Origin of the sequence: Streptomyces sp. (assembly GCF_031181705.1) — a bacterium.
In the GTDB taxonomy this organism is placed as follows: Bacteria; Actinomycetota; Actinomycetes; order Streptomycetales; family Streptomycetaceae; genus Streptomyces.
Window position 1 is genome coordinate 37568 of the sequence record NZ_JAPSKN010000003.1, and the last position, 23469, is coordinate 61036.

22 protein-coding genes and 1 riboswitch are annotated in these 23469 nt (G+C 74.0%); of the genes, 11 read left to right on the forward strand and 11 right to left on the reverse strand.

What is annotated here, in order from left to right:
• Positions 1-24 precede the first annotated feature (24 nt).
• From cobI to RIN80_RS01365, 9 genes are all read right to left on the reverse strand, one after another.
• Positions 25-756, reverse strand: coding sequence for a precorrin-2 C(20)-methyltransferase (gene cobI, locus RIN80_RS01325; protein ID WP_309093576.1), 732 nt, complete (start codon positions 754-756; stop codon positions 25-27).
• Positions 753-2135, reverse strand: coding sequence for a cobyrinate a,c-diamide synthase (locus RIN80_RS01330; RefSeq protein ID WP_309093577.1), 1383 nt, complete (start codon positions 2133-2135; stop codon positions 753-755). Before RIN80_RS01330 ends, cobI begins: the two co-directional genes overlap by 4 nt.
• Positions 2132-2731 carry a cob(I)yrinic acid a,c-diamide adenosyltransferase gene (gene cobO / locus RIN80_RS01335; protein WP_309093578.1) on the reverse strand — a complete coding sequence of 200 codons (600 nt, stop codon included), beginning with the start codon at positions 2729-2731 and terminating at the stop codon, positions 2132-2134. The genes RIN80_RS01330 and cobO overlap by 4 nt, the downstream gene beginning before the upstream one ends.
• Positions 2731-4725 (reverse strand): putative cobaltochelatase, encoded by a 1995-nt coding sequence (locus RIN80_RS01340; protein ID WP_309093579.1) that lies wholly within the window; start codon positions 4723-4725, stop codon positions 2731-2733. Before RIN80_RS01340 ends, cobO begins: the two co-directional genes overlap by 1 nt.
• Positions 4722-8378 (reverse strand): cobaltochelatase subunit CobN, encoded by a 3657-nt coding sequence (gene cobN / locus RIN80_RS01345; RefSeq protein ID WP_309093580.1) that lies wholly within the window; start codon positions 8376-8378, stop codon positions 4722-4724. The genes RIN80_RS01340 and cobN overlap by 4 nt, the downstream gene beginning before the upstream one ends.
• Positions 8375-9883, reverse strand: a complete 1509-nt coding sequence (locus RIN80_RS01350) for a cobyric acid synthase (RefSeq protein ID WP_309093581.1) — start codon at positions 9881-9883, stop codon at positions 8375-8377. The genes cobN and RIN80_RS01350 overlap by 4 nt, the downstream gene beginning before the upstream one ends.
• Positions 9880-10821, reverse strand: coding sequence for a cobalamin biosynthesis protein (locus tag RIN80_RS01355; protein ID WP_309093582.1), 942 nt, complete (start codon positions 10819-10821; stop codon positions 9880-9882). Before RIN80_RS01355 ends, RIN80_RS01350 begins: the two co-directional genes overlap by 4 nt.
• 122 nt (positions 10822-10943) lie before the next feature.
• A riboswitch (cobalamin riboswitch) is annotated at positions 10944-11017 on the reverse strand.
• Positions 11018-11195: 178 nt separating this feature from the next.
• A complete protein-coding gene (locus RIN80_RS01360; RefSeq protein WP_309093583.1) occupies positions 11196-11417 on the reverse strand; it encodes a hypothetical protein in 222 nt (73 codons plus the stop codon).
• Positions 11418-11449: 32 nt separating this feature from the next.
• Positions 11450-12700 (reverse strand): anion permease, encoded by a 1251-nt coding sequence (locus RIN80_RS01365; RefSeq protein WP_309093584.1) that lies wholly within the window; start codon positions 12698-12700, stop codon positions 11450-11452.
• A gap of 232 nt (positions 12701-12932) precedes the next feature.
• Here RIN80_RS01365 and RIN80_RS01370 point away from each other — a divergent pair, with 232 nt between their 5' ends.
• The 3 genes from RIN80_RS01370 (at position 12933) to RIN80_RS01380 (ending at position 16490) form a co-directional block, all read left to right on the forward strand.
• Complete coding sequence (locus RIN80_RS01370; RefSeq protein ID WP_309093585.1) at positions 12933-13664, forward strand: class II aldolase/adducin family protein; 732 nt, start codon at positions 12933-12935, stop codon at positions 13662-13664.
• Between the two features lie 71 nt (positions 13665-13735).
• Positions 13736-14857 carry an alpha/beta fold hydrolase gene (locus RIN80_RS01375; protein WP_309093586.1) on the forward strand — a complete coding sequence of 374 codons (1122 nt, stop codon included), beginning with the start codon at positions 13736-13738 and terminating at the stop codon, positions 14855-14857.
• A 232-nt stretch (positions 14858-15089) separates the two neighbouring features.
• Entirely contained in the window at positions 15090-16490 is a 1401-nt protein-coding gene (locus tag RIN80_RS01380) for a hypothetical protein (protein WP_309093587.1), read from the forward strand.
• Here the strand turns inward: RIN80_RS01380 and RIN80_RS01385 are convergent.
• Complete coding sequence (locus RIN80_RS01385) at positions 16487-16900, reverse strand: VOC family protein (protein WP_309093588.1); 414 nt, start codon at positions 16898-16900, stop codon at positions 16487-16489. The genes RIN80_RS01380 and RIN80_RS01385 overlap by 4 nt on opposite strands.
• A gap of 233 nt (positions 16901-17133) precedes the next feature.
• On the opposite strand from RIN80_RS01385, the gene RIN80_RS01390 reads away from it, so the two are divergent.
• The 3 genes from RIN80_RS01390 to RIN80_RS01400 all read left to right on the forward strand — a co-directional run bounded on the left by RIN80_RS01390 (position 17134) and on the right by RIN80_RS01400 (position 20257).
• Positions 17134-18732: an ABC-F family ATP-binding cassette domain-containing protein gene (locus tag RIN80_RS01390; protein ID WP_309093589.1), complete on the forward strand. Its 1599-nt coding sequence runs from the start codon at positions 17134-17136 to the stop codon at positions 18730-18732.
• Positions 18733-19084: 352 nt separating this feature from the next.
• Positions 19085-19303, forward strand: a complete 219-nt coding sequence (locus RIN80_RS01395; RefSeq protein ID WP_010037790.1) for a helix-turn-helix domain-containing protein — start codon at positions 19085-19087, stop codon at positions 19301-19303.
• A gap of 150 nt (positions 19304-19453) precedes the next feature.
• Complete coding sequence (locus RIN80_RS01400; protein ID WP_309093590.1) at positions 19454-20257, forward strand: enoyl-CoA hydratase/isomerase family protein; 804 nt, start codon at positions 19454-19456, stop codon at positions 20255-20257.
• A gap of 29 nt (positions 20258-20286) precedes the next feature.
• Here the strand turns inward: RIN80_RS01400 and RIN80_RS01405 are convergent, their stop codons facing one another.
• Positions 20287-21003 carry a nucleopolyhedrovirus P10 family protein gene (locus RIN80_RS01405; RefSeq protein WP_309093591.1) on the reverse strand — a complete coding sequence of 239 codons (717 nt, stop codon included), beginning with the start codon at positions 21001-21003 and terminating at the stop codon, positions 20287-20289.
• An 87-nt stretch (positions 21004-21090) separates the two neighbouring features.
• On the opposite strand from RIN80_RS01405, the gene RIN80_RS01410 reads away from it, so the two are divergent.
• Genes RIN80_RS01410 through amaP form a run of 5 tightly spaced genes read left to right on the forward strand, consistent with a single transcriptional unit; the run spans position 21091 to position 23464 of the window.
• Positions 21091-21567, forward strand: coding sequence for an Asp23/Gls24 family envelope stress response protein (locus RIN80_RS01410; RefSeq protein WP_309093592.1), 477 nt, complete (start codon positions 21091-21093; stop codon positions 21565-21567).
• A gap of 46 nt (positions 21568-21613) precedes the next feature.
• Positions 21614-21799, forward strand: coding sequence for a hypothetical protein (locus RIN80_RS01415; protein ID WP_309093593.1), 186 nt, complete (start codon positions 21614-21616; stop codon positions 21797-21799).
• A complete protein-coding gene (locus RIN80_RS01420) occupies positions 21796-22179 on the forward strand; it encodes a hypothetical protein (RefSeq protein WP_309093633.1) in 384 nt (127 codons plus the stop codon). Before RIN80_RS01415 ends, RIN80_RS01420 begins: the two co-directional genes overlap by 4 nt.
• Entirely contained in the window at positions 22176-22880 is a 705-nt protein-coding gene (locus tag RIN80_RS01425; RefSeq protein WP_309093594.1) for a DUF6286 domain-containing protein, read from the forward strand. The genes RIN80_RS01420 and RIN80_RS01425 overlap by 4 nt, the downstream gene beginning before the upstream one ends.
• Positions 22881-22885: 5 nt before the next feature.
• Positions 22886-23464: an alkaline shock response membrane anchor protein AmaP gene (gene amaP / locus RIN80_RS01430; RefSeq protein WP_375141579.1), complete on the forward strand. Its 579-nt coding sequence runs from the start codon at positions 22886-22888 to the stop codon at positions 23462-23464.
• Positions 23465-23469 lie beyond the last annotated feature (5 nt).

Sequence of the window (23469 nt, forward strand, 5' to 3'; positions counted from 1 at the left end):
GACGGTGATGAACGGGCGGCCGGGTCAGAGCTTTCCGCCCCGGCCGCCCTCGCGCCGGGCGGGCGCGATGAGCGTCGACAGGTAGGGCAGGGGAGCGCCGTCGAGGTCGGCGGCCGGTCGGATCGACTCCTCCGCCAGCCCCAGCGCCGACCCCCACACCGCGTCCTCGATCCGCCCGGTCTCGCGCAGCGCCTCGGCGACCTCGTGCGCCTGCCGGCCGAACTTGTACGCGACGACGGTCCCGGGCCCGGCGAGGGCCTCCTTGAGCACGGTCGCCCCCGCGGTGACGGGCACCAGCGTGAGCGGCTCGGTCCCCTCGGTCAGCACGGCACCCGACCGGGCGGCGAGGTCCTGCATGGCGGTGATCCCGGGCACGGTCTCGACGACGGTCCCCGGCACCAGTCCGGCGACGGTCTGGGCGAGATAGGTGAAGGTCGAGTAGACGTTGGGGTCGCCGATGGTCGCGAACGCCACCGTGGCGTGGGCACGCAGCAGCTCGGCGACCCGTTCGCCCGCCGCGTCCCAGGCGGCCTCGCGCCGGGCCCGGTCGCTCCGCTCGTTCAGCGCGAACACGACCCGGACGACCTTCTCCTCGGGCACGTAGTGCACCACGGTCGCCTCGGCCCGCCCGCGCTCGCCCGTGTCCATCACGGGCACGACGACCACGTCCGCCGCGCGCAGGGCGTTGACGCCCTTGACGGTCACCAGCTCCGGATCCCCGGGGCCGACCCCGACCCCCACCAGCCTGCTGCTCATGACGTGCGGCACCTCTCCACGAACCGACGGGCGACACCGGGCTGGGACGCCCAGTGCGTGTGCAGATAACTCGCGTGCACACCGCGCTGTACGAAACCTTCGACCCGCGGCCGGGGTGTGCGGACGCCCCAGGCGGGCTCCGCCCCAGACCCGGGCTCCACGACGGTCCGGTGGAACTCGTGCGCGCGCATCCGCGTCCCGGCCGCCGCGAGCACGCTGTCACCGACGGCCACGGCGTCCCGGTAGCCCAGCGTGAGCCGCTCGCTCATCCGCGCCCCGGCGTCCAGCACCCCGCACATCGGCAGCCCGTCCAGCTCCCGGCACAGATACAGCAGCCCGGCGCACTCGGCGGCCACGGGAGCGCCGCTCAGCGCCAGCTCGGCGACGGCCTTGCGCAACGGCTCGTTGGCGGACAGCTCGGCGGCGTACACCTCGGGGAACCCGCCCCCGATCACCAACCCGCGGGTCTCTTCGGGCAGTTCCTCGTCCCGGAGAGGATCGAAGGTCACGACGTCGGCCCCGGCGGCCCGAAGCAACTCGGCGTGCTCGGCATAGGAGAAGGTGAAGGCGGGCCCGCCGGCCACGGCGATCCTCGGTGGGAAGCGGTCATCCGGCCGTGTCGGGTGCCGGGTGGGCGGAGCGACCGCCTCAGCCGCGTCCCACGCCGCACACGGCAACGCGCCCGCACTTCGCGCCAGCGCGGCCAACGCCTCCAGATCGCACCCGGCGGCGACCTGCGCCCCCATCGCCGCCACGGCCTCCACCGCCGCCGCCTGCCGCTCGGCGACCGGCACCAGCCCCAGATGCCGCGACGGCGTCTCCACCTGCCCCGCCCGCCGCAACACCCCCAGCACAGGCACCCCGGCCGAATCCAGCGCCTCCCGCAGCAGCTCCTCGTGCCGGTCGGACCCGACCTTGTTCAGGATCACGCCCCCGACCCGCACCTCCGGGTCCCAGGACGCGAACCCGTGCACCAGCGCCGCCACCGACCGCGACTGCGACGACGCGTCGACGACCAGCACCACCGGTGCCCGCAGCAGCTTCGCGACATGAGCGGTGGAGGCCAGCTCCCCTTCCCCGGCCGCCCCGTCGTACAGCCCCATCACGCCCTCGACGACGGCGACGTCACACCCCCGCGCCCCGTGCAGGAACAACGGCCCGACCATCTCGGGCCCGCACAGGTAGGCGTCCAGGTTCCGCCCCACCCGCCCGGTCGCGAGCGCGTGGTACCCGGGGTCGATGTAGTCCGGCCCGACCTTGTGCGCGGACACGGCGAGCCCCCGCGCGGCGAACGCGGCCATCAGCCCCGTGGCGACGGTGGTCTTGCCGCTGCCGGACGACGGCGCGGCGACGACCAGCCGGGGGACGGAAGGACTCACCACTCGATGCCCCTCTGCCCCTTCTGCCCGACGTCCATGGGGTGCTTGACCTTGGACATGTCGGTCACGAGGTCGGCGAAGTCCACGAGCCTCTCCGGGGCGTTGCGCCCGGTGATCACCACATGCTGCGTCCCGGGCCGGTTGCGCAGGACGTCGACGACCTCGTCGGTGTCGACCCACCCCCAGTGCATCGGGTACGCGAACTCGTCGAGCACGTACAGCTGATACGTCTCGTTCGCCAGGTCCCGCTTGACCTGCTCCCAGCCCTCCCGGGCCTTCTCCTCGTTGTCCATCTGCGCGTCGCGCTGCACCCAGGACCAGCCCTCGCCCATCTTGTGCCAGGCCACGGTGCCGCCCTCGCCGGAGTCGCCGAGCACGCGCAGCGCCCGCTCCTCGCCGACCTTCCACTTCGCCGACTTGACGAACTGGAACACCCCGATCGGCCACCCCTGGTTCCAGGCCCGCAGCGCGAGCCCGAACGCGGCGGTGGACTTGCCCTTGCCGACGCCCGTGTGCACCACGACCAGCGGCCGGTTGCGCCGCTGCCGGGTCGTCAGTCCGTCGTCGGGCACCACACTCGGCTGTCCCTGCGGCATTACGCGGCCCTCCTCTGCACGTCCTTCACCAGCCCGGCGATGCTGTCCGCCCGCAGCTCCTCCAGGGTCACGGCCGTGCCGCCCAGCTCACCCGCGAGCTGCCCGGCGAGCCCCAGCCTGACGGGCCCCGACTCGCAGTCCACGACCACACAGGCGACCCCTTCGGCCGCGAACAGCCGAGCCGCGCGCGAGGCCAGCGCGACAGGCTCCGGCCCGCCCGTCGCCCGCCCGTCCGTCACCACCACGACCAGCGGCCGCCGCGCCGGATCCCGCAGCCGCTCCACGCGCAGCACGTCGTGCGCCCGCAGCAGCCCCGCGGCGAGCGGTGTCCGCCCACCGGTCGGCAGCGACTCCAGCCGGGCCGCCGCCGCGTCCACCGACGAGGTCGGCGGCAGCGCGACGTCCGCGCCGGTGCCCCGGAAGGTCACCAGACCCACCTTGTCCCGCCGCTGGTAGGCGTCCAGCAGCAGCGACAGCACGGCGCCCTTCACGGCGCTCATCCGCTGCCGCGCCGCCATCGACCCGGAGGCGTCCACCACGAACAGCACGAGATTGCCCTCGCGCCCCTCGCGGGTGGCCTGCCGCAGATCGTCCCGGCGCACCACCAGACCCGGCCCGGACCGTCCACGTGCCCGCTGGTGGGGCGCCGCGGCCTGCACGGTCGCGGCCAGGTGCAGCTTGGTGAGCGCGCCCCGGGGCCGCCTGGCCCCGGTGGTGCGCCCGTGCTCGGTCCGCGCCCGCGAGCGCCGCCCGGCCGCGCCCTCGCCGATCCCGGGCACGCTCAGCACCTTCGTGCGGAACGGCTCGGCGGGCCGTGCGGCCGGCTGCTCGCCGCCGCCGGACGGCTGCGGCCGCCCGCCCTCCCCGGCCTCGGGCCGGGCACCGGTGTCACCGCCCTCGGGACCCTCGCCGGGGTCCGGCTGTCCGCCGCCCCCGCCGGGCCCGTCCGGCCCAGGGTCCGGATCCGGGTCGTCGTCCTGCGAGCCGCCGAACTCCTCCAGCGTCTCGTCCAGCTTGTCCTCGTCCAGCCCGGGCGCGTCGAACGGGTTGCGCCGCCGCCGGTGCGGCAGCGCCAGCAGCGCCGCCTGCCGGACGTCCTCCGCGAGCACGTCCGTCCGCCCGGCCCAGGCCGCCAGCGCGGTCGCGGTCCGGGCCATCACGATGTCGGCGCGCATGCCGTCCACCTCGAAGGCCGCGCAGGTCGCGGCGATCTGCCGCAGCGCCCCGTCACCCAGCCGCACCGACGGCAGCAGCTCCCGCGCCGCCACGATCCGCGCCCGGACGGCGGCCTCCTCCTCGGCCCAGCGGGCCGCGAAGGCGGCCGGGTCGTCGTCGTAGGCCAGTCGCCGGCGCACGACCTCGACCCGCTGGTCCGGCTCCCGGGAGGCCGCGACCTCGACGGTCAGCCCGAACCGGTCGAGCAACTGCGGCCGCAGCTCGCCCTCTTCGGGGTTCATGGTGCCGACGAGCAGGAACCGCGCGGCGTGCCGCACGGAGACGCCCTCGCGCTCGACGTACGAGGCGCCCATCGCGGCGGCGTCCAGCAGCAGGTCGACCAGGTGGTCGTGGAGGAGGTTGACCTCGTCGACGTAGAGGATCCCGCGGTGCGCGTCGGCGAGCAGGCCGGGCTCGAAGGCCTTCACGCCCTCCGACAGCGCCCGCTCGATGTCCAGCGCGCCGACGAGCCGGTCCTCGGAGGCGCCGACGGGCAGCTCCACCATGCGGGCGGGCCGTTCGACACCGCCGCCGGCCTCGTGGGGCCCGTCCGGGCACCCCGGGTCGGGGGAGGCGGGGTCGCAGGAGAAACGGCAGCCGGGGACGACCGGGACCGCCGGCAGCAGCGCCGACAGGGCCCGCACCGCAGTCGACTTGGCGGTGCCCTTCTCGCCGCGCACCAGCACACCGCCGACCGCCGGCGACACGGCGTTCAGCAGCAGCGCGAGCCGCAGATCGTCCTGGCCGACGACGGCCGTGAACGGAAAGGGGGTGGTCACTTGTCGTCGCCCTCCAGGTCGCCTTCGAGTTCCAGGTAGGTGGCGCGCAGCCGCTCCAGCGTCTCGGCGTCCGGCTCGGCCCACAGCCCGCGCTCGGCGGCCTCCAGCAGCCGCTCGGTGATCCCGCGCAGCGCCCACGGGTTGGACTTCTTCATGAAGTCCCGGTTCTCCGGGTCGAAGACGTACTCGGCGCTGAGCTTCTCGTACATCCAGTCGTCCACGACCCCGGCCGTGGCGTCGTACCCGAACAGGTAGTCGACGGTCGCCGCCATCTCGAAGGCGCCCTTGTAGCCGTGCCGCCGCATGGCCGCCATCCAGCGCGGGTTGACCACCCGGGCCCGGAACACGCGGTGCGTCTCCTCGCCGAGCGTGCGGGTCTTCACCTGGTCCGGGGTGGCCGAGTCGCCGACGTACGCCTCGGGGCTCGTGCCGGTGAGGTGGCGGACCATGGCGACCATGCCGCCGTGGTACTGGAAGTAGTCGTCGGCGTCGACCAGGTCGTGCTCGCGGGTGTCGACGTTCTTCGCGGCGACCGCGATCCGCCTGAACGCCGTCTCCATGTCCCCGCGCGCGGCCCGTCCGTCGAGCCCCCGACCGTAGGCGTAGCCGCCCCACACCGCGTACACCTCGGCGAGGTCCGCGTCCGAGCGCCAGTTGCGGGCGTCGATCAGCGGCAGCAGACCGGCCCCGTAGGCGCCCGGCTTGGAGCCGAAGATCCGGGCGGTGGCGCGGCGCCGGTCGCCGTGCTCGGCGGTGTCCTCGTCGGCGTGCGCCCGTACGTAGTTGGCGTCGGCGGGCTCGTCCAGTTCGGCCACCGTGCGCACGGCGTCGTCGATCAGGCCCACCACGTGCGGGAACGCGTCCCGGAAGAACCCGGAGATGCGGACCGTGACGTCGATGCGCGGCCGGCCGAGTTCCGCCAGGGGGATCACCTCGAACCCGGTCACCCGGCGCGAGGCGTCGTCCCACACCGGCCGGCAGCCCAGCAGCGCCAGGATCTCGGCGATGTCGTCGCCCTGGGTGCGCATGGCGGAGGTGCCCCACACCGTCAGGCCGACGGACTTCGGGTACTCCCCGGTGTCCTGGAGGTAGCGCTGCACCAGCGAGTCCGCGAGCGACTGCCCGACCTCCCAGCTGAGCCGGGACGGGATGGCCTTGGGGTCGACGGAGTAGAAGTTGCGGCCCGTCGGCAGGACGTTGACCAGACCGCGGGTGGGCGAGCCGGAGGGACCGGCCGGGACGTAACCGCCGTCCAGGGCGCGCAGGATGTGCCCGATCTCGTCGGTGGTGCGCGCCAGCCGCGGCACGACCTCGGCGCAGGCGAACTCCAGCACGGCCACCGCCTCGGGCAGGTCGGCGCCGAGGACCTCCCGTACCAGCGGCGCGCTCTCGGCGACCGCCCAGCCGCGCTCCTCCAGGCCCTCGGCGAACCGCCGGCACAACTGCTCCAGCAGGTCGATCGCGTCGGCGGCGCTGCGGGCGGGGCCGTCCACCAGGTCCGTCAGCTCGGCCGGCACCTTCACCGGGGCGCCCGGCTCGGCCAGCAGCTCCTTCTCCACCAGCCCGAAGTGCTCCGCCAGCGCCGCCCGGAGCCCGGGCAGCGCCCCGGCCCGCCCGCCCCACACCTGCGAGGCGCGCAGCACGGCCAGCACCAGGTTGACGCGCGGTTCGCCGACCGGACCGCCGCCCAGGACGTGCAGGCCGTCGCGGATCTGCACGTCCTTGATCTCGCACAGGTAGCCGTCGATGTGCATGACGAACTCGTCGAACGCCTCGTCGTCCGGCTGCTCGTCGACGTGCAGGTCGTGGTGGAGTTCGGCCGCCTTCACCAGCGTCCAGATCTGCGCCCGCACGGCCGGGGCCTTGGCCGGGTCCAGGTCGGAGACGAGCGCGTACTCGTCCAGGAGCTGCTCCAGCTTGGCCAGGTCGCCGTAGGTGTCGGCGCGGGCCATCGGCGGCACGAGGTGGTCGACGACGGTGGCGTGCCCGCGGCGCTTGGCCTGGGTGCCCTCGCCCGGGTCGTTGACGATGAACGGGTAGACCAGCGGCAGGTCGCCGAGGACCGCGTCCGGGGCGCAGCCGCCGCTGAGCCCGAGGCCCTTGCCCGGCAGCCACTCCATGGTGCCGTGCTTGCCCATGTGCACGATGGCGTCGGCGCCGAAGCTGTGTTCCAGCCAGCGGTAGGCCGCCATGTAGTGGTGCGAGGGCGGCATGTCCGGGTCGTGGTAGATCGCGATCGGGTTCTCGCCGAAGCCGCGCGGCGGCTGGATCATCACCACGACGTTCCCGAACTGCAGGGACGCCAGCACGATGTCGTCCCCGTCGACGTAGAGGCCGCCCGGCGGCTCGCCCCACGCCTGGGTCATGGCGTCCCGCAGCTCAGGGTCGAGCCTGTCGAACCAGGCCCGGTAGTCCGCCAGCGGCACCCGCGCGGGCGCCGAGGCGAGCTGCTCCTCCGTCAGCCACTCCACGTCGTGCCCGCCGGCCTCGATCAGCCGGTGGATCAGCTCGTCCCCGTTGTCCGGGTACCCCTCTACGGCGTACCCGGCGTCCCGCAGCGCGTCCAGCACCCGCACCGCCGACGCCGGGGTGTCGAGCCCGACCGCGTTGCCGACCCGCGAGTGCTTGGTCGGGTACGCGGTGAAGACCAGCGCGAGCTTCTTCTCGCCGTTCTCCTTGTGCTTCAGCCGGGCGTGCCGTACGGCGATGCCGGCGACCCGCGCGGCCCGCTCCGGGTCGGCCACGTACACGGGCACGTCGTCCGGGCCCTGCTCCTTGAAGGAGAACGGCACGGTGATCAGCCGCCCGTCGAACTCCGGGATCGCCACCTGCATCGCGGCGTCCATGGGGGACAGGGCGGCGTCCGACTCCTCCCAGGCCTGCCGGGAGGACGTCAGGCACAGCCCCTGCAGCACGGGGACGTTCATCTCGGCCAGGGCGCCGATGTCCCAGGCCTCCTCGTCCCCGCCGGCCGAGGCCTGCGAGGCGTGCGTGCCGCCGGCGGCCAGGACGGTGGCGACCAGGGCGTCCGCCCGGCCCAGGATCTCGTACAGCCCCTCGTCCGCCCCGCGCAGCGAACCGCAGTACACGGGCAGCGCGTTGGCGCCGTGGGCCTCGATCGCGTCGCACAGCGTGTCCACGAAGGCGGTGTTGCCGCTCAGTTCGTGGGCCCGGTAGAAGAGCACACCGACCGTCGGGCGTCCCTCGGTGTGCGCCCGCTCGCCGTGCACGCCGTACTCGGGCATCTCGCGCGGCGCGGCGAAGCCCTCGCCGGTGAGCAGCACGGTGTCGGACAGGAACCGGGCCAGTTCGGTGAGGTTCTCCGGGCCGCCCTCCACGAGGTACTTCAGCGCCTCCGCGACGACCCCGGCGGGCACGGACGACTCGGCCATCAGCTCCGCGTCCGGCACGGTCTCGCCGCCCAGCAGCACGGTGGGGATCCCAAAGGCCCTCAGCGCGGCGAGCCCGTCCTCCCAGGCCCGCTTGCCGCCGAGCAGCCGCACCACGGCGATGTCCGCCCCCTGCAGCAGCGCCGGCAGCTCCTCGCGCACGTCCACGCGGGTGGGATTGCCGATCCGGTACGAGGCGCCCGAGGCGGCCCGGGCCGCCAGCAGGTCCGTGTCGGCGGTCGACAACAACAACACAGTGCTCATGCGGGTGCTCCCGGTGGGATGAAGGGCAGTCCTTGCGGCGCGCCGGACTCGATGAGCCGCCACAGCGCGTCGGTGTCCGCGTGCTGTTCGATCAGGTCGCCGAGCCGGTCGAGCTGCTCCTCGCGCAGCGCGGCGAACGAGGTGTCGGGAGCCGGCGCGAAACGGCGGCCCGCGGCGGCCGCCACCTCGCGCAGGAACGCCCGCCGGAAGCCGTCCGACTCCAGCGAGCCGTGCCAGTGGGTGCCCCAGGTCTGGCCGACCCGGCAGCCGTCCAGGAAGGGGTCGCCACCGGTGACGTCGGCGACCCCGTGGTGGATCTCGTAGCCCTCGACCCGCTCGCCGAGGGCCTCGCCCTGCGGCCTTGTGAGGGTCTTGTCGCGGGCGAACCGCACCCGCACGGGCAGGATCCCCAGCCCGTCGACCCGGCCCCGGCGGCTCTCGACGTCGTCCTCGATGCGCTCGCCGAGGATCTGGAAGCCGCCGCAGACGCCGAGCACGGGCCGCTGCTCGGCGGCCCTGCGCACCAGGGCGTCGGCGAGCCCCCGCTCGCGCAGCCAGTCCAGCGCGCGGACCGTGCCGCGGGTGCCGGGCACGATGACGAGATCGGCGTCGGCCAGCTCCTCCGGCCGGTCCACGAACCGCACCACGACGCCGGGTTCGGCGGCCAGCGCGTCGACGTCCGTGAAGTTGGACATGAGGGGGACCGCGCACACGGCGACGCGCAGCACGTCCTGTCCGACGGGCGGCGCGACGACGGACTCGCGCACCGCGCCGCGCAGGGACACCCGCAGCCCGTCCTCCTCGTCGATCCCGAGCCCGTGCCGGAAGGGCAGCACGCCGTACGTCCGCCGCCCCGTGAGGCCCTGCAGCATCTCCAGCCCGGGCTCCAGCAGGGAGACGTCCCCGCGGAACTTGTTGACCAGGAACCCGGCGACGCACTCCTGGTCCTCGCGGGACAGCAGCGCCACCGTCCCGAAGAACGAGGCGAAGACACCGCCCCGGTCGATGTCGCCGACGACGAGCACCGGGAGCCCGGCGTTCCGGGCGATGCCCATGTTGACGATGTCGGTCCGCCGCAGGTTGATCTCGGCGGGAGAACCGGCCCCCTCACAGATCACCGCGTCATACGTGCCCCGCAACTGCTCCAGGCAGTCCAGCACCGTCCCGAGCAACTTCCGCTGCCGCCCGCCGTGGTAGCCGCGCGCGCTCATCTCGCCGACCGGCTTGCCCAGCAGCACGACCTGACTGCTCTGCTCGCCACCGGGCTTGAGCAGCACGGGGTTCATCAGCGCGGTCGGCTCGACCCGGCAGGCCTGCGCCTGCATGGCCTGCGCCCGCCCGATCTCGGCGCCCTCCCGCGTCACGAAGGAGTTCAGGGACATGTTCTGCGCCTTGAAGGGCGCGACCTTGACGCCCTGGCGCACCAGCCACCGGCAGATACCGGCCGTCACGACGCTCTTGCCCGCGTCGGAGGTGGTCCCGGCGACGAGAAGCCCACCGCTCATGACGTACGCCCCTTCGTGATGTGGCGCGCGGCGACACAGACGCCGAGCGCGAGCCAGCCGACGCGGCGGGACAGCCGCACGGCCCGTTCGACGTCCCGGACGCCGACGCCCCGCCCCGCCTCGTTGAGCACGGGCCGGTGCTCCACCCGCCCGCCGTACGACAGGGTCCCGCCCAGCCGCACGCCGAGCGCCCCGGCGAACGAGGCCTCCACGGGACCGGCGTTGGGGCTCGGGTGCTGCGCCGCGTCCGCCCGCCAGGCGCGCACGGCGCCGCGCGGATCCGGCCCGGCCAGCGTCGCCAGGACGGCCGTCAGCCGAGCCCCCGGCCACCCCATGACGTCGTCCAGCCGCGCGGAGGCCCACCCGAAGCGGCGGTAACGGGCCGACTTGTGCCCGACCATGGCGTCCAGGGTGTTGACGGCCCGGAACCCGAGCAGCCCCGGCACCCCGCCCAGGGCCCCCCACACCAGCGCCCCCACCACCGCGTCGGAGGTGTTCTCGGCGACGGACTCGACCACGGCCCGGGCGATGCCGTCGGCGTCCAGGGCCTGCGGGTCGCGTCCGCACAGATGCGGCAGCCGCGCCCGGGCCGCCTCGACGTCGCCCGCCTCCAGGGCACGTCCGATGGTCCGCGCCTCACGCGCGAGTGAAGTCCCCCCGACGACGGCCCAGGTGGCGGCACCGGTGAGCGCGACGGAGGCGACGGCGGAGGACCGCACCGCACGCTGGGCGACAGCCCCCAGCGCGACGGCGCCTGACGCGCACACCCCGGCGTGCAGCGCGCCCCACCCGCGGTGGTTCCGCCACACCACTCGTTCCACGGCACCCGCGGCCCGCCCGAACGCGGCGACCGGATGCCCTCGGCGGGGGTCGCCGAGCAGCAGGTCACCGATCAGGCCGGCGGCGGCACCGTACGCGAAGACGCGACCGGCACCCATGGGGTCAGCCGCCCAACGGGGCAGGCGGGGGTGGGGTGCTGAACCTCGGTCGGCAGCCGCGCATGGCGATACGTGTCCTCACTCAGGGTGTCCGCGCCCTGGTTCGACGTGACCGGCGGTGAGAGTTCCTGGCTCCCGGGGATGGCTACCCCGGTGACAGTGGCGGGACCGCGCCGGACTCGCACCGGCTTCCTCTCCTGCCGCCGTACTGGCCCCGGAAGTCCACCACGGGCGCGAACCGCCGTCAACTTGCCCTTGACCTGCGAGGGGAGAGTGTGGAGAACCCCACACCGTCCCTTTCGCGCACACGACGACCGGGCGGCACGGGACCGAGGTCCCGTGCCGCCCGGCGGACACGATGTGCGGTCGGGCCGTCAGGCCACGATCAGGTAGATGCCGTACGCCACGGCCGCCGCGCACGCGGCGAAGCAGGCGTAGGCGCCCGTCACCGCCAGGCCCGCGGACCCGCCCTGCGCCACCGCCCGTTCGCGGCGCGACAGACCGGTGATGCCGAGGGTGAACAGGCCCACGAGGGCCACGGTGACCACGAGGCTGACGCCGAAGACGGAGCCGAGGGCCGCCCAGTCGATCTTCATCTCTGCTTCTTCCTTGTAACCGGTGGGCGGGGTCAGACCGTGGTGGTCGTGGTGGGCGTCCGTTCGGCGGCCGCCTGGGCGGGGAACGTCGGGACGTCGCCGGCCGTGGGGCCCGCGGGCGGCGGCGTCACCGCGGCCATCGCCGCGGTCACCACGCCGGCCGGCTCCTCGTCGGCTTCGGCGCCGGTGTCGTTGACGTTGGTGTGGTCGACGACCTCGCGCCGGGAGAGCTTCCAGATCGCCGCGGAGGAGGCGACCAGGAAGACGGCCACCACGGCGGTGCCCCAGTTCCCGAAGCCGGTGACGTACTCGGCGAGCGCGCCCACCAGGGCGGCCGCCGGCAGGGTCAGGCCCCAGGCGACGAACATCCGCGTCGCGGTCGACCAGCGGACGACACCGCCCTTGCGGCCGAGGCCCGCGCCCATCACCGAGCCGGACACGGAGTGGGTGGTGGAGAGGGAGAAGCCGAGGTGCGAGGAGGCCAGGATGACCGTGGCCGCGCTGGTCTGGGCGGCGAAGCCCTGCTGCGGCCGGAGGTCGGTCAGGCCCTTGCCCATGGTCCGGATGATGCGCCAGCCGCCCAGGTAGGTGCCGAGCGCGATCGCGATGCCCGCGGAGAGGATGACCCACATGGGCGGGTCGGAGTCGGGGGCGACGGCGCCGCCGGCGACCAGGGCCAGGGTGATGACACCCATCGTCTTCTGCGCGTCGTTGGTGCCGTGCGCCAGGGAGACCAGGCCCGCCGAGGCGATCTGGCCGGCCCGGTAACCCTTCTCGGACGCCTTGCCGTCGGCCTTGCGGCCCAGCGAGTACGTCAGCCGCGTGGCCAGCATCGCCGCGATGCCCGCCACCAGCGGGGCGGCGATCGCCGGGATGAGCACCTTGGTCACCAGCACGTCGCCGTGCACCGCGCCGACGCCCGCCGAGGCGATCGTGGCGCCGATCAGACCGCCCATGAGGGCGTGCGAGGAACTGGACGGCAGGCCGACCAGCCACGTCAGCAGGTTCCACAGGATCGCGCCGACCAGGGCGGCGAAGATGACTTCGGGACGGATGCCGGCCTCGTCGACGAGGCCCTTGGAGATCGTGTTGGCGACTTCGACGGACAGGAAGGCGCCGACCAGGTTCAGGACCGCGGACATGGCGACCGCGGCCTTCGGTCGCATGGCGCCCGTGGAAATGGTCGTGGCCATCGCGTTCGCGGTGTCGTGGAAACCGTTCGTGAAATCGAACGCGAGTGCGGTTACCACCACAATCGCGAGGATCAGCGAGAAGCTTTCCATTTACCCAGGCAATCGTTCGAGGTCATTGGCTGGACGAACGTAAGTAACCCGAGTGAACGGAAGATGAACTGGGAGGGGCGCATGGGTGTCCACAACGGGGGTTCGACGTTCCGGCGTGCTGTGAGACTCCCCACGCCCCCGCGGCCTAGGCTCGACGCGCCCACCTCTTCAGCCGATCGAGTGACCTGTCGAGGACGCCGTGCGCAGGGCCTGCGCCTGGCAGGATCGCCGCATGGCTGAGCAGCGAGACGACGAGCGGGACACGCGGCACGTCCGGGGCGGCACTGAGGACGTGGGGGAGGCGCGGCGCAGGAGCGTGCGCCCCGAGGAGGCCCGCGCCTGGGAGGACCTCGTCGCGACGGCCCGCCGCACGGTCGCGGAGGGACTCGTCGTCGGCACGTCCGGCAATGTCTCGGTGCGCGTCGGGGACACCGTCCTGGTCACGCCGTCCGGCGTCCCCTACGACCGCCTCACGCCCGGCGACGTCACCGGCGTCGACCTCGACGGCCGGCAGGTCCTCGGCACGCTCGTCCCCACCAGCGAGCTGCCCATGCACCTGGCCGTCCACCGCACGACCGACGCCCGTGCCGTCGTGCACACCCACGCCGTGCACGCCACGGCCGTGTCCACGCTCGTGACCGAGCTGCCGCTGATCCACTACATGGCCGCCGCGCTCGGCGGACCCGTCAGGGTCGCCCCCTACGCCACGTACGGCACCGACGAGCTGGCCGCGCACATGCTGCGCGCCCTCGCCGGCCGCTCCGGCTGCCTCCTGCAGAACCACGGCACCGTCACCTACGGCACCACCCTCGACCAGGCCTACGACCGCACGGCCCAGCTGGAGTGGATGTGCCGCCTGTGGCTCACCGCCACGTCGGTGCCGGGCCTCACGCCGAGCCTGCTGTCCGGCCGGCAACTGGCGGAGGTGCGGGAGCGGCTGCGCGGTTACGGCCAGCGGCCCTGACCCGGCGCGCGACGTCACCCCGCCGCCGCCTCCCACTGGTCGCCCGCTCGCCCCGCCGGGACACTGGAGCCGTGCGCACTGTCAGAGCGACGGCCGCTGCCGTCACCGCCGTGCTAGGGGCCGGCGCCGCCGCGGTGGCGGCCGGCCGGCTCGCCAGCGACGCCGCGCTCAAGGCGCCCGCGGGCCGGCCGCTGCCCACCGAACCCCGGCTCACCGTGCACGGCACCGCCGCCGGGCAGATCACCCTCACCCGGGACCTGGCCGCCCTGCGACCCGGCCGCTACGGCCTGTCCGGCGACGGCTCCCACGCGATCGTCGGCCCCGTCCTGGCCGGCGCCACGCCCTCCGCCGACACCGTCGTGCGCCGCCTGGAGAGCGTGACGCACGGCACCCTGAAACCCGGTGACAAGGTCTGGCTCACCCCCAACGCGCACGTCGGCGACCCGGGCTCCGCCCTCGGCATCGAACACGCCGACGTCGACGTCCCCGGCGAACTCGGCGCCCTGCCCGCGTGGTTCGTGCCCGGCGCCCGGGACACCTGGGTGATCGCCGTGCACGGCCTGGGCACCACCCGCGAACTCGCCCTCAACGTCATGGGGTTTCTGCACCGCAGCCGCTTCCCGGTGCTCGCCCTCGCCTACCGCGGCGACCTCGGCGCACCCCGCCCCGCCGACGGCCTGAACCACCTCGGCGAGACCGAGTGGCGCGACCTCGACGCGGCGATCCGCTACGCCGTGCGCTACGGCGCCCGCCAGGTCGTCCTGCACGGCTGGTCCACCGGCGCCACCATGGCCCTGCGCGCCGCCGAGCGCTCGGGGCTGCGCGAGCGGGTCTCCGGGCTCGTCCTGGACTCGCCGGTGCTCAGCTGGGAGACCACCCTGCGCGCCCTGGCCGCGGCCCGGCGCACCCCGGGCGCGCTGCTGCCCCTCGCCGTGCGCGCCGCCCGGGGCCGCACCGGCCTGTCCGGCGACCGCGCCACCGCCCCCTACGACGGCCTCCGCGTCCCGGCCCTGGTCATCCACGGCCCCGGCGACACGGTCGCCCCCTGGCGGTTCTCCCGCCGGCTCGCCGACGCCCGCCCCGACATGGTCTCCCTCCACACCGTCGGCGACGCCCCGCACGGAGCCATGTGGAACGCCGACCCCCGGGCCTACGAGGAAGCCCTCCGGCGCTTCTTGACCCCGCTCATGTGACCCGCCCTCGGCGCCCGGCCGCACGCACCCCCCGTTCACGCCCCCTTCGCCCCCTCGCAACCACGTCCCGGCCCGGCCCCCACCGACCGGTCGTGATGATTCCGTTTAGCGTCGTACGACTGGCCTGTTCCCGGCCGGGGACCACTCCGGCGAGCCGGTGCGTTGGCCATCCCCGTCGCCCGCCGTGACATTCCGTTTGGGTTTTCGGACCGTCAACCGGAAGACTGCCCCCGTGACGTCCCGTATCCCGCGCGACTCCAGGCTCCGACTCGTCCGCCCGCGACCCCTGGCCGCCGCCCCCGCAGCGATGAACCAGCGGCGCTCGCGCCGACCCGCCCCGCGCCCCCCGGAGGGCACCCCGGCACCGGCGGAACTGGCCAGAATGGCACGCTCAGGTCTGGCCGGCGCGGCCCGCGTCGCCCGCTGGGCCGACGCCGCGCTCGGCCCCGGCGGGGACAGCGCCACCGCCGACGGCAAGGCCACCCTCTCCGAGGCGACCGCCGAACGGGCCGCCCGCGACCTCGGCCTGACCCCCGCTCAGGTCAGAGCCGACTGGGACACCGCCCGGCTCGCCGGTCTCGTCGAGGTGCACGGCGACAGCGCCCGCCCCGGCTGGCGGCTGCGCGCCTGGAACCGCGACGACAGCGCCGTCCTGCGCGGCTGGGTCGCCCTCTTCGACGCCTGGTCGCTGGCCTGCCCGGAGCCCGAGGAACACGAGCCCGCCGCCGTCGCCGAGGTCGTCTCGGCCATGCCCCAGGTGCTCTCCTTCCTCCAGCTGTCCGCCGGCCCCGTCCCCGTCGAGCAGCTCCTCGACCTCCTGGAGCAGCGCGTCACCGAGCTGCGCACCGCCCGCTGCGAGATCCCCTACGGCCCCCAGCCCGAGCCCACGGCCGAACCGGAGCCCACCGACGCCCCGCTCGCGCCCCTGCTGGACTGGGCCCTGCGCGCCCTCGCCTCCGTCGGTGCCCTCACCTACGGCGACGGGCAGGCCACGCTCACCCCGCTCGGCAGCTGGGCCGTCTGGGTCAAGCTGGAGCAGATCTGCGTCGCCGCGCAGAGCCCCGCCGGGAACATCGAGCAGGGCGCCGAGGACATGCTCCGCGGCTGCGCCCAGCTGCGCCCGAACGCGGCCCGCGCCGAGTACCGCGCCTGGCTCGCCGCCCGCACCGTCGGCAGCGCCGTCACCGAGCTCCTCGACGCCGCCCGCGGTGAGGACGCCCTGCTGCGGGGCCTGGCCTTCGAGGCGCTGCGCGTCGTCGGCGCCCCCGCCGAGCCGGACGTCCGCGCCGTGCTGGACGAGCCCACGCTGCGGCCGTACGCGCTGCTGTGGCTCGCCGAGCACGACGGCGCCGACCCGGAGGACGCCCACGAGGTCCTCACCCGGCAGGAGGCGACCTGGCTGTGGGTGGACACCGCCGCCGCCGTCGCCGACCACGGGGAGGCCCCGCTGCTCGTGCGGCACCTGGAGTCCGCCGTGCAGCCGACGGTCCCGATGCTGCTGGACGAGGTCCGCGCCGTGGGACACCCGCGCACCGTGCAGGTCCTGGTCGCGCTCGCCGCGGCCCACCCCGACCCGGCCCTCGCCAAGGCCGTCCGCCGGGCCGCCTTCCAGGTGCACACGGGCGGCAGCTAGGCGCCCGTGTCGGGCGCGTAGGTGCCGAAGCTCCAGACGTTGCCCTCGGCGTCCCGGGCCATGTAGTCCCGGGAGCCGTAGTCCTGGTCCGTCGGGGGCATCAGGATCTCCACGCCGTGCTCCACGGCGTGGCGGTGGTGCGCGTCGACGTCGTCCACCACGACGTACACCCCCGTGGTGCCGGCGCCTTTCATGGCTCTGTCGAAGACGCTGCCGGTGCCGCGGGTGCCGATCATCACCGCGCCGTTGCCCTGCGCCAGCTCGGCGTGCAGCACCGAGCCGTCCTCGCCCTCGTACACCGACAGCTCGGTGAAGCCGAGGGCCTCCGTCAGCTGGCGGATCGCCGCCTTCGCGTCCCCGTACAGCAGCGTCGGGTAGACGCTCGGGCGCCCGCCGGAGGTGCCTGCCATGCCGATCACTCCCTTGTGCTCGGTCGCCGTGATCCTCGATGGTCCGGACCCGTTGTCCAGTCTGGCAGCGGGTCCGGACGACGACCCGTCGGGACGAACCGCGCGTCCGCACGCAGAAAAACTGGTTGCACCGCCCCGTTAGACTGTCCCCATGGCCTTTCTCCTCGCGCATTAGACGGCGGGAACGTCCTCAGCCGCCCTTCCCGCCCCCGTATCCGCCCTGGAGTCTGTCCGTGATCTCCGCTTCCGGTATCGAGCTGCGCGCCGGTGCCCGCGTCCTCATCGAAAACGCCTCCTTCCGGGTCGCCAAGGGCGACCGCATCGGCCTGGTCGGCCGCAACGGCGCGGGCAAGACCACCCTCACCAAGTGCCTGGCCGGCGAGGGCATGCCCGCCGGCGGCACCATCACCCGCTCCGGCGAGGTCGGCTACCTCCCGCAGGACCCGCGCACGGGCGACCTCGACATCCTCGCGCGCGACCGCATCCTCTCCGCCCGCGGCCTGGACGTACTGATCCGCAAGATGCGCGAGAACGAGCAGCGCATCGCCAACGGGCAGGGCGCCACCCGCGAGAAGGCGCTCAAGCAGTACGAGCGCCAGGAGACGGAGTTCCTCACCAAGGGCGGGTACGCCGCCGAGGCCGAGGCCGCCACCATCGCCGCCGCGCTCAACCTGCCCGACCGCGTGCTCGGCCAGCCCCTGCACACCCTCTCCGGCGGTCAGCGGCGCCGGATCGAGCTGGCCCGGATCCTGTTCTCCGACGCGGACACGCTGCTGCTCGACGAACCGACCAACCACCTCGACGCCGACTCGATCGTCTGGCTGCGCGACTACCTCAAGACCTACCGCGGCGGCTTCATCGTGATCTCCCACGACGTCGACCTGGTCGAGACGGTCGTGAACAAGGTGTTCTACCTGGACGCCAACCGCGCCCAGATCGACATCTACAACATGGGCTGGAAGCTCTACCAGCAGCAGCGCGAGGCCGACGAGAAGCGCCGCAAGCGCGAGCGCGCCAACGCCGAGAAGAAGGCCGCCGCCCTCCACTCGCAGGCCGACAAGATGCGCGCCAAGGCCACCAAGACCGTCGCCGCGCAGAACATGGCCCGCCGCGCCGACAAGCTGCTGTCCGGCCTGGAGGCGGTCCGCCAGTCCGACAAGGTCGCCAAGCTCCGCTTCCCCGAGCCCGCGCCCTGCGGCAAGACCCCGCTGATGGCCGAGGGCCTGTCGAAGTCCTACGGCTCGCTGGAGATCTTCACCGACGTCGACCTGGCCATCGACAAGGGCAGCCGCGTCGTCATCCTCGGCCTCAACGGCGCCGGCAAGACCACCCTGCTGCGGCTGCTGGGCGGCGTCGAGCAGCCCGACACCGGCATGGTCGTCCCCGGCCACGGTCTGAAACTCGGGTACTACGCCCAGGAGCACGAGACCCTCGACCCGGACCGCACGGTCCTGGAGAACATGCGCTCCGCCGCGCCCGACATGGACCTCGTCGAGGTCCGCAAGGTGCTCGGCTCGTTCCTGTTCTCCGGCGACGACGTCGACAAGCCGGCCGGGGTCCTCTCCGGCGGCGAGAAGACCCGCCTCGCCCTCGCCACCCTCGTGGTGTCCTCGGCGAACGTGCTGCTCCTCGACGAGCCGACCAACAACCTCGACCCGGCCAGCCGCGAGGAGATCCTCGGCGCGCTGCGCACCTACAAGGGCGCGGTCGTCCTCGTCACGCACGACGAGGGCGCGGTCGAGGCGCTCCAGCCGGAGCGCATCATCCTGCTGCCGGACGGCATCGAGGACCTGTGGGGCGCCGACTACGCGGACCTCGTCGCCCTGGCCTGAGCGTCAGTACCGCTTGATCGAATGCGTGATCAACGGCGTATGGATCATTCGGCCCATCGGTGATCCATCATCTGTGTGAGATCTCCTCGTACCGAGGTGTGTCCTACATCGATTTCGCGGCCGAGCCCCTGATCCTTCCGGGCTCGGCCGCGACGTCTTTCTGACCTGGCATTTCCCGGGACGATGCGTTCGGCCTCGGGAACGAGGCTCTTCGGAATTTCGCATTCCGCATGTGGGGATGCGCTCCCGTCGTCACCACCGTGTCTCACGGACCTTGCCGAATGGGTGGCCATCAGGGCCCGGAGGGGTGATCATGAGGAGACCAGAGCGCACTTCCCATGAGGAGGCACGGGTGGCCGAGACTCTGAAGAAGGGCAGCCGGGTGACCGGCGCCGCGCGCGACAAGCTCGCGGCAGACCTGAAGAAGAAGTACGACGCCGGTGCGAGCATCCGGGCGTTGGCCGAGGAGACCGGCCGCTCGTATGGCTTTGTGCACCGCATGCTCAGTGAGTCGGGCGTCACGCTGCGAGGGCGTGGCGGGGCGACCCGGGGCAAGAAGGCCACGGCCTGACCCCGGGTGGCCCCACGGCTTCGATGGTGGCCACCCGGTCGTTCACCTGACCGACCGGGTGGTTACTGTGCAGTCACTTAGCTGTGTCGTGCCCCGGTGCACCAGCCGGCGTACGGCGCGGATGACGACCGCACACATCGGAGGCGTCCCATGGCTTCGCCCGACCAGGACCTCGTTCCCGTACTCGACAAGGACGGCGTACGGCTCACCGTCGACGACGTGATCGCCACGGTGACGCTGACCAACCCGGCCAAGCGCAACGCGCAGAGCCCCGCTCTGTGGCGGGCGCTGACCGAGGCGGGGCGGCTGCTGCCGGGCTCCGTCCGCGTCGTGGTCCTGCGGGCCGAGGGCAAGTCCTTCTCGGCCGGGCTCGACCGGCAGGCGTTCACGCCCGAGGGCTTCGACGGGGAACCGTCGTTCATCGACCTCGCGCGCGGCGGCGACGCCGAGTTGGACGCGACCATCGCCGAGTACCAGGAGGCGTTCACCTGGTGGCGGCGCAGCGACATCGTCTCCGTCGCCGCTGTCCAGGGGCATGCCATCGGGGCGGGCTTCCAGCTCGCCCTCGCCTGCGACCTGCGCGTCGTCGCCGACGACGTGCAGTTCGCCATGCGCGAGACCAGCCTCGGACTCGTGCCCGACCTGACGGGTACGCATCCGCTGGTGGGGCTCGTCGGCTACGCCCGCGCACTGGAGATCTGCGTGACCGGGCGCTTCGTTGCGGCCGAGGAGGCCGTCAGCACCGGGCTCGCCAACGTGGCCGTGCCCGCCGGACAGCTCGACGACACGGTCCGCGACCTCACCGCGGCCGTCCTCGCCGCGCCCCGCGACGCCGTCATCGAGACCAAGGCCCTGCTGCGCGGCGCCCAGGACCGCACCTACGAGGAGCAGCGCCGCGCCGAGCGCCAGTCCCAGGCCCGCCGGCTGCGGGACCTCGCGGGCGTCGGCGACTGAGACCCCCGCCGCGGCCGGCCGGAGCGCGGTCAGCCGAGCGCGCTCACCACGACCGCCACCGTCGGGTGGTCCGGCAGGACCTGCCCGACCGCCGTGCGGACCGCGCGGGCCACGTCAGCGGCCCGCCGGTCCGCGGCCACCGCCACCTCCAGCCGGACGTGGCGGCGCGTCAGCGCGGCGTCGCCGGCCGGCACCTCCTCGATGTGCACCGGGTGACCCAGCGTGCCGGTCAGCCGGAGCACGCCCGGCACCTCCAGCGCGGCGCCGGCCACGCGGCCCTCGTCGCCGCCCTCCACCCGTTCGGCCCGCGGCGGTTCGGGGGACGCGGCCCCGGGCTCCCCGTCCGGGTCCTCCTCCAGCAGGCCCGTCACCTTCAGGTCCACCTCCGCGACCGCCAGGCCGAGCCGCTGTGTCGCCGCGCTCGCCAGTGCCGCCCGCAGCAGCGACGCCGTCTCGGGCAGCGGCCGCGAGGCCGTGGCCGTGAACTGCGCGGTCACCCGCAGCGGTCCCGGCGGCAGGGCACTCGGCGGCGCCGGCACGGCCGGTTCATGGATCTCCTCGACGTCCGCGAGCGCGATCCGGAGCGCGTCGAGGCGTACTCCCGGGGCGTCGCGCGCCGCGCGCTCCAGCACCGTCTCGACCGCCCGTTCGGCGATCCAGGCGCCGTCCCGCGCCTCACCCAGCGGCAGAAGCCTGCCCAGACCCAGTTGATGTCTCACTGCTCGCGTCCATCGGTCGGCCGTCATTCCTCCAGCCTGCCGCATCAGAGGCGCGCTTCCACGTAACCGTGCATACGGTAGTCGAAGGACGACGACCGAAAGGGACGTGCGGCGATGACTGACATGACCGAGAACCGGGGCGGGGAGAGCGAGACGGCGGCGGCGCGCAGAAGCCCTCTGACCAAGCGAGGTGGGGGAGACCCGGGCTCCCGGGGGCGGACGACCATCGCCGACGGCGTCGTCGAGAAGATCGCCGGGCTCGCCGCGCGCGACGTGGACGGCGTGCACGCCATGGGCAGCGGACTGTCCCGCACCTTCGGAGCCGTGCGCGACCGGGTGCCCGGCGGCCAGAAGTCGGGGGTGACCCGCGGTGTGAAGGCGGAGGTCGGCGAGGTGCAGGCCGCCCTCGACCTGGAGATCGTCGTCGTGTACGGCGTGTCGATCGCCGACGTGGCGCGGGACGTGCGGGAGAACGTCATCACGGCCGTCGAGCGGATGACCGGCCTGGAGGTCGTCGAGGTCAACATCGCGGTGAGCGACGTGAAGCTGCCGGACGAGGAGGAAGAGGAACCGGAGCGCCGGATCCAGTGAGGCACGGGCCAGGACACGGCACAGCGGATGAGGAGCTGAGGAGCGCATGAGCATGGGCGTGGCCGGGATGATCGCCGGCATGGCGCTGGCATTCGCCGGATACTTCGGCGGGTTCGGGGCGTTTTTGCTGGTGGCGGCGCTGGGCGCCGTCGGCTTCGGCGTCGGCCGGTTCCTCGAGGGGGACATGGACCTCGGCGACTTCTTCCGCAACCGTGACGAACGGTGGCGGTGACGCCCGTGAGCACGGGTGCCGGTGAGCTCGACAGACCACTGACCGTCGTCCCGCCGGGCGAGCGCGGGGCGACCAGGATCGCCGACCGGGTCGTCGCGAAGATCGCCTCCCAGGCGGCCCGCGAGGCCGTCGGGACGCTGCCGCCCGACGTCGACCGGCCGTCGGCCAGCGTCACCGTCCACCGCGACGTCGTCCACGTCCGGGTGCACGTGGAGCTCGCCTACCCCTGCGACATCGGCGACCGCTGCCGGAGCGTGCGGCGTCAGGTGGTCGAGCGCGTGGGCGCTCTGGTGGGCATGCGGGTGCCGGAGGTCGTCGTCCAGGTGGAGGGGCTGCATCTGGCCGGGGCACCCGGAGCCGGACAGCGGAGGACGCGATGAGCGAACCCCGGGGCACCGACCCCCAAGGCACCGAACCGCGGGGCACCGAGCGCGAGGGCACGACACAGCGCCTGCCCCTCCTGGAGAAGCCGGAGACGGACGAGGGCACCGGACCCGGCCGGCCGGCGCCACAGGCGGAGGCCGGGGGCGAGGGGGGCCGCGCGGGCCGCTTCTGGTCGGCACGCCGCGTCCCCGCGGGCATCGTCGCGCTGCTGCTCCTGGGCCTGGCGGGGCTGTTCCTCTACGACATCGTCTCGGTGCGCGCCGGCCGGCCCGGCATGAGCTGGCGCCGGGACCTGACCCGGCAGCTCGCCGAACGGCCGCTGGACGACACCTGGGTGCTCGTCGGGGCCGGGGTCGCCGCCGCGCTCGGCCTCTGGCTGATCGCCCTGGCCGTCACCCCCGGCCTGCGGCACGTGCTGCCGATGCGCCGCACGCACGCCGGGGTACGGGCGGGCCTGGACCGGGACGCCGCCGCGAGCGCCCTGCGCGACCGGGCCGTGGAGGTCGCCGGCGTGCAGTCGGCACGGGTCCGGGTGCGCCGGCGCCGCGCGAAGGTCCGCGCCCTGTCGCACTTCCGGGAACTGGACGAGGTACGGAGCGACCTGGACGCCGTGCTCGGCGACGCCGTGCGCGGCCTGGGACTGTCCCGGCCGCCCTCGCTGTCGGTGCGGGTACGGCGCCCGGGCCGGAAGGAGTGACGACGATGCTCAGAGGCGTCAACCGTGTCTTCCTCGGGCTGGTGGGCCTGGTGCTGCTGGTGCTGGGCGGCTCGGTCCTGGCCGCCGGCCTCGGCGTGTCGCTGCCCTCCTGGTGGATCCACGACAGCGAGCACGACGTGCTGCTCAGCGATGCCGAGCGCACCCGCTGGCGGGAGGCCGGCTGGTGGTGGCCGGTCGTCATCGCCGCGCTGGCGGTCCTGCTGCTGCTCGCCCTGTGGTGGCTGGTCGCGGTCCTGCGCAGGCGCCGCCTCGCCGAGGTCCTGGTCGACACCGGCGACGGCGAGGGCGCCCTGCTGCGGGGCCGGGCCCTGGAGCAGGTGCTCACCCAGGAGGCGGAGCGGATCGACGGCGTCGACCGGCCCCGGGCCCATCTGACGGGCCGTCGCACCGCCCCCGAGGCCCACGTACGCCTCGCTCTGGAGCCGCACGTGGACCCGGGAACCGCCCTGACCGACTTCACGACCGGTGCCCTGCACCACGCCAGGACGTCGGCGGGGCTCGCGTCGCTCCCGGCGGAGGTGAGACTGCGCGCGGTCAAGCACGGCGCCGAACGGGTCAGTTGAGCCCG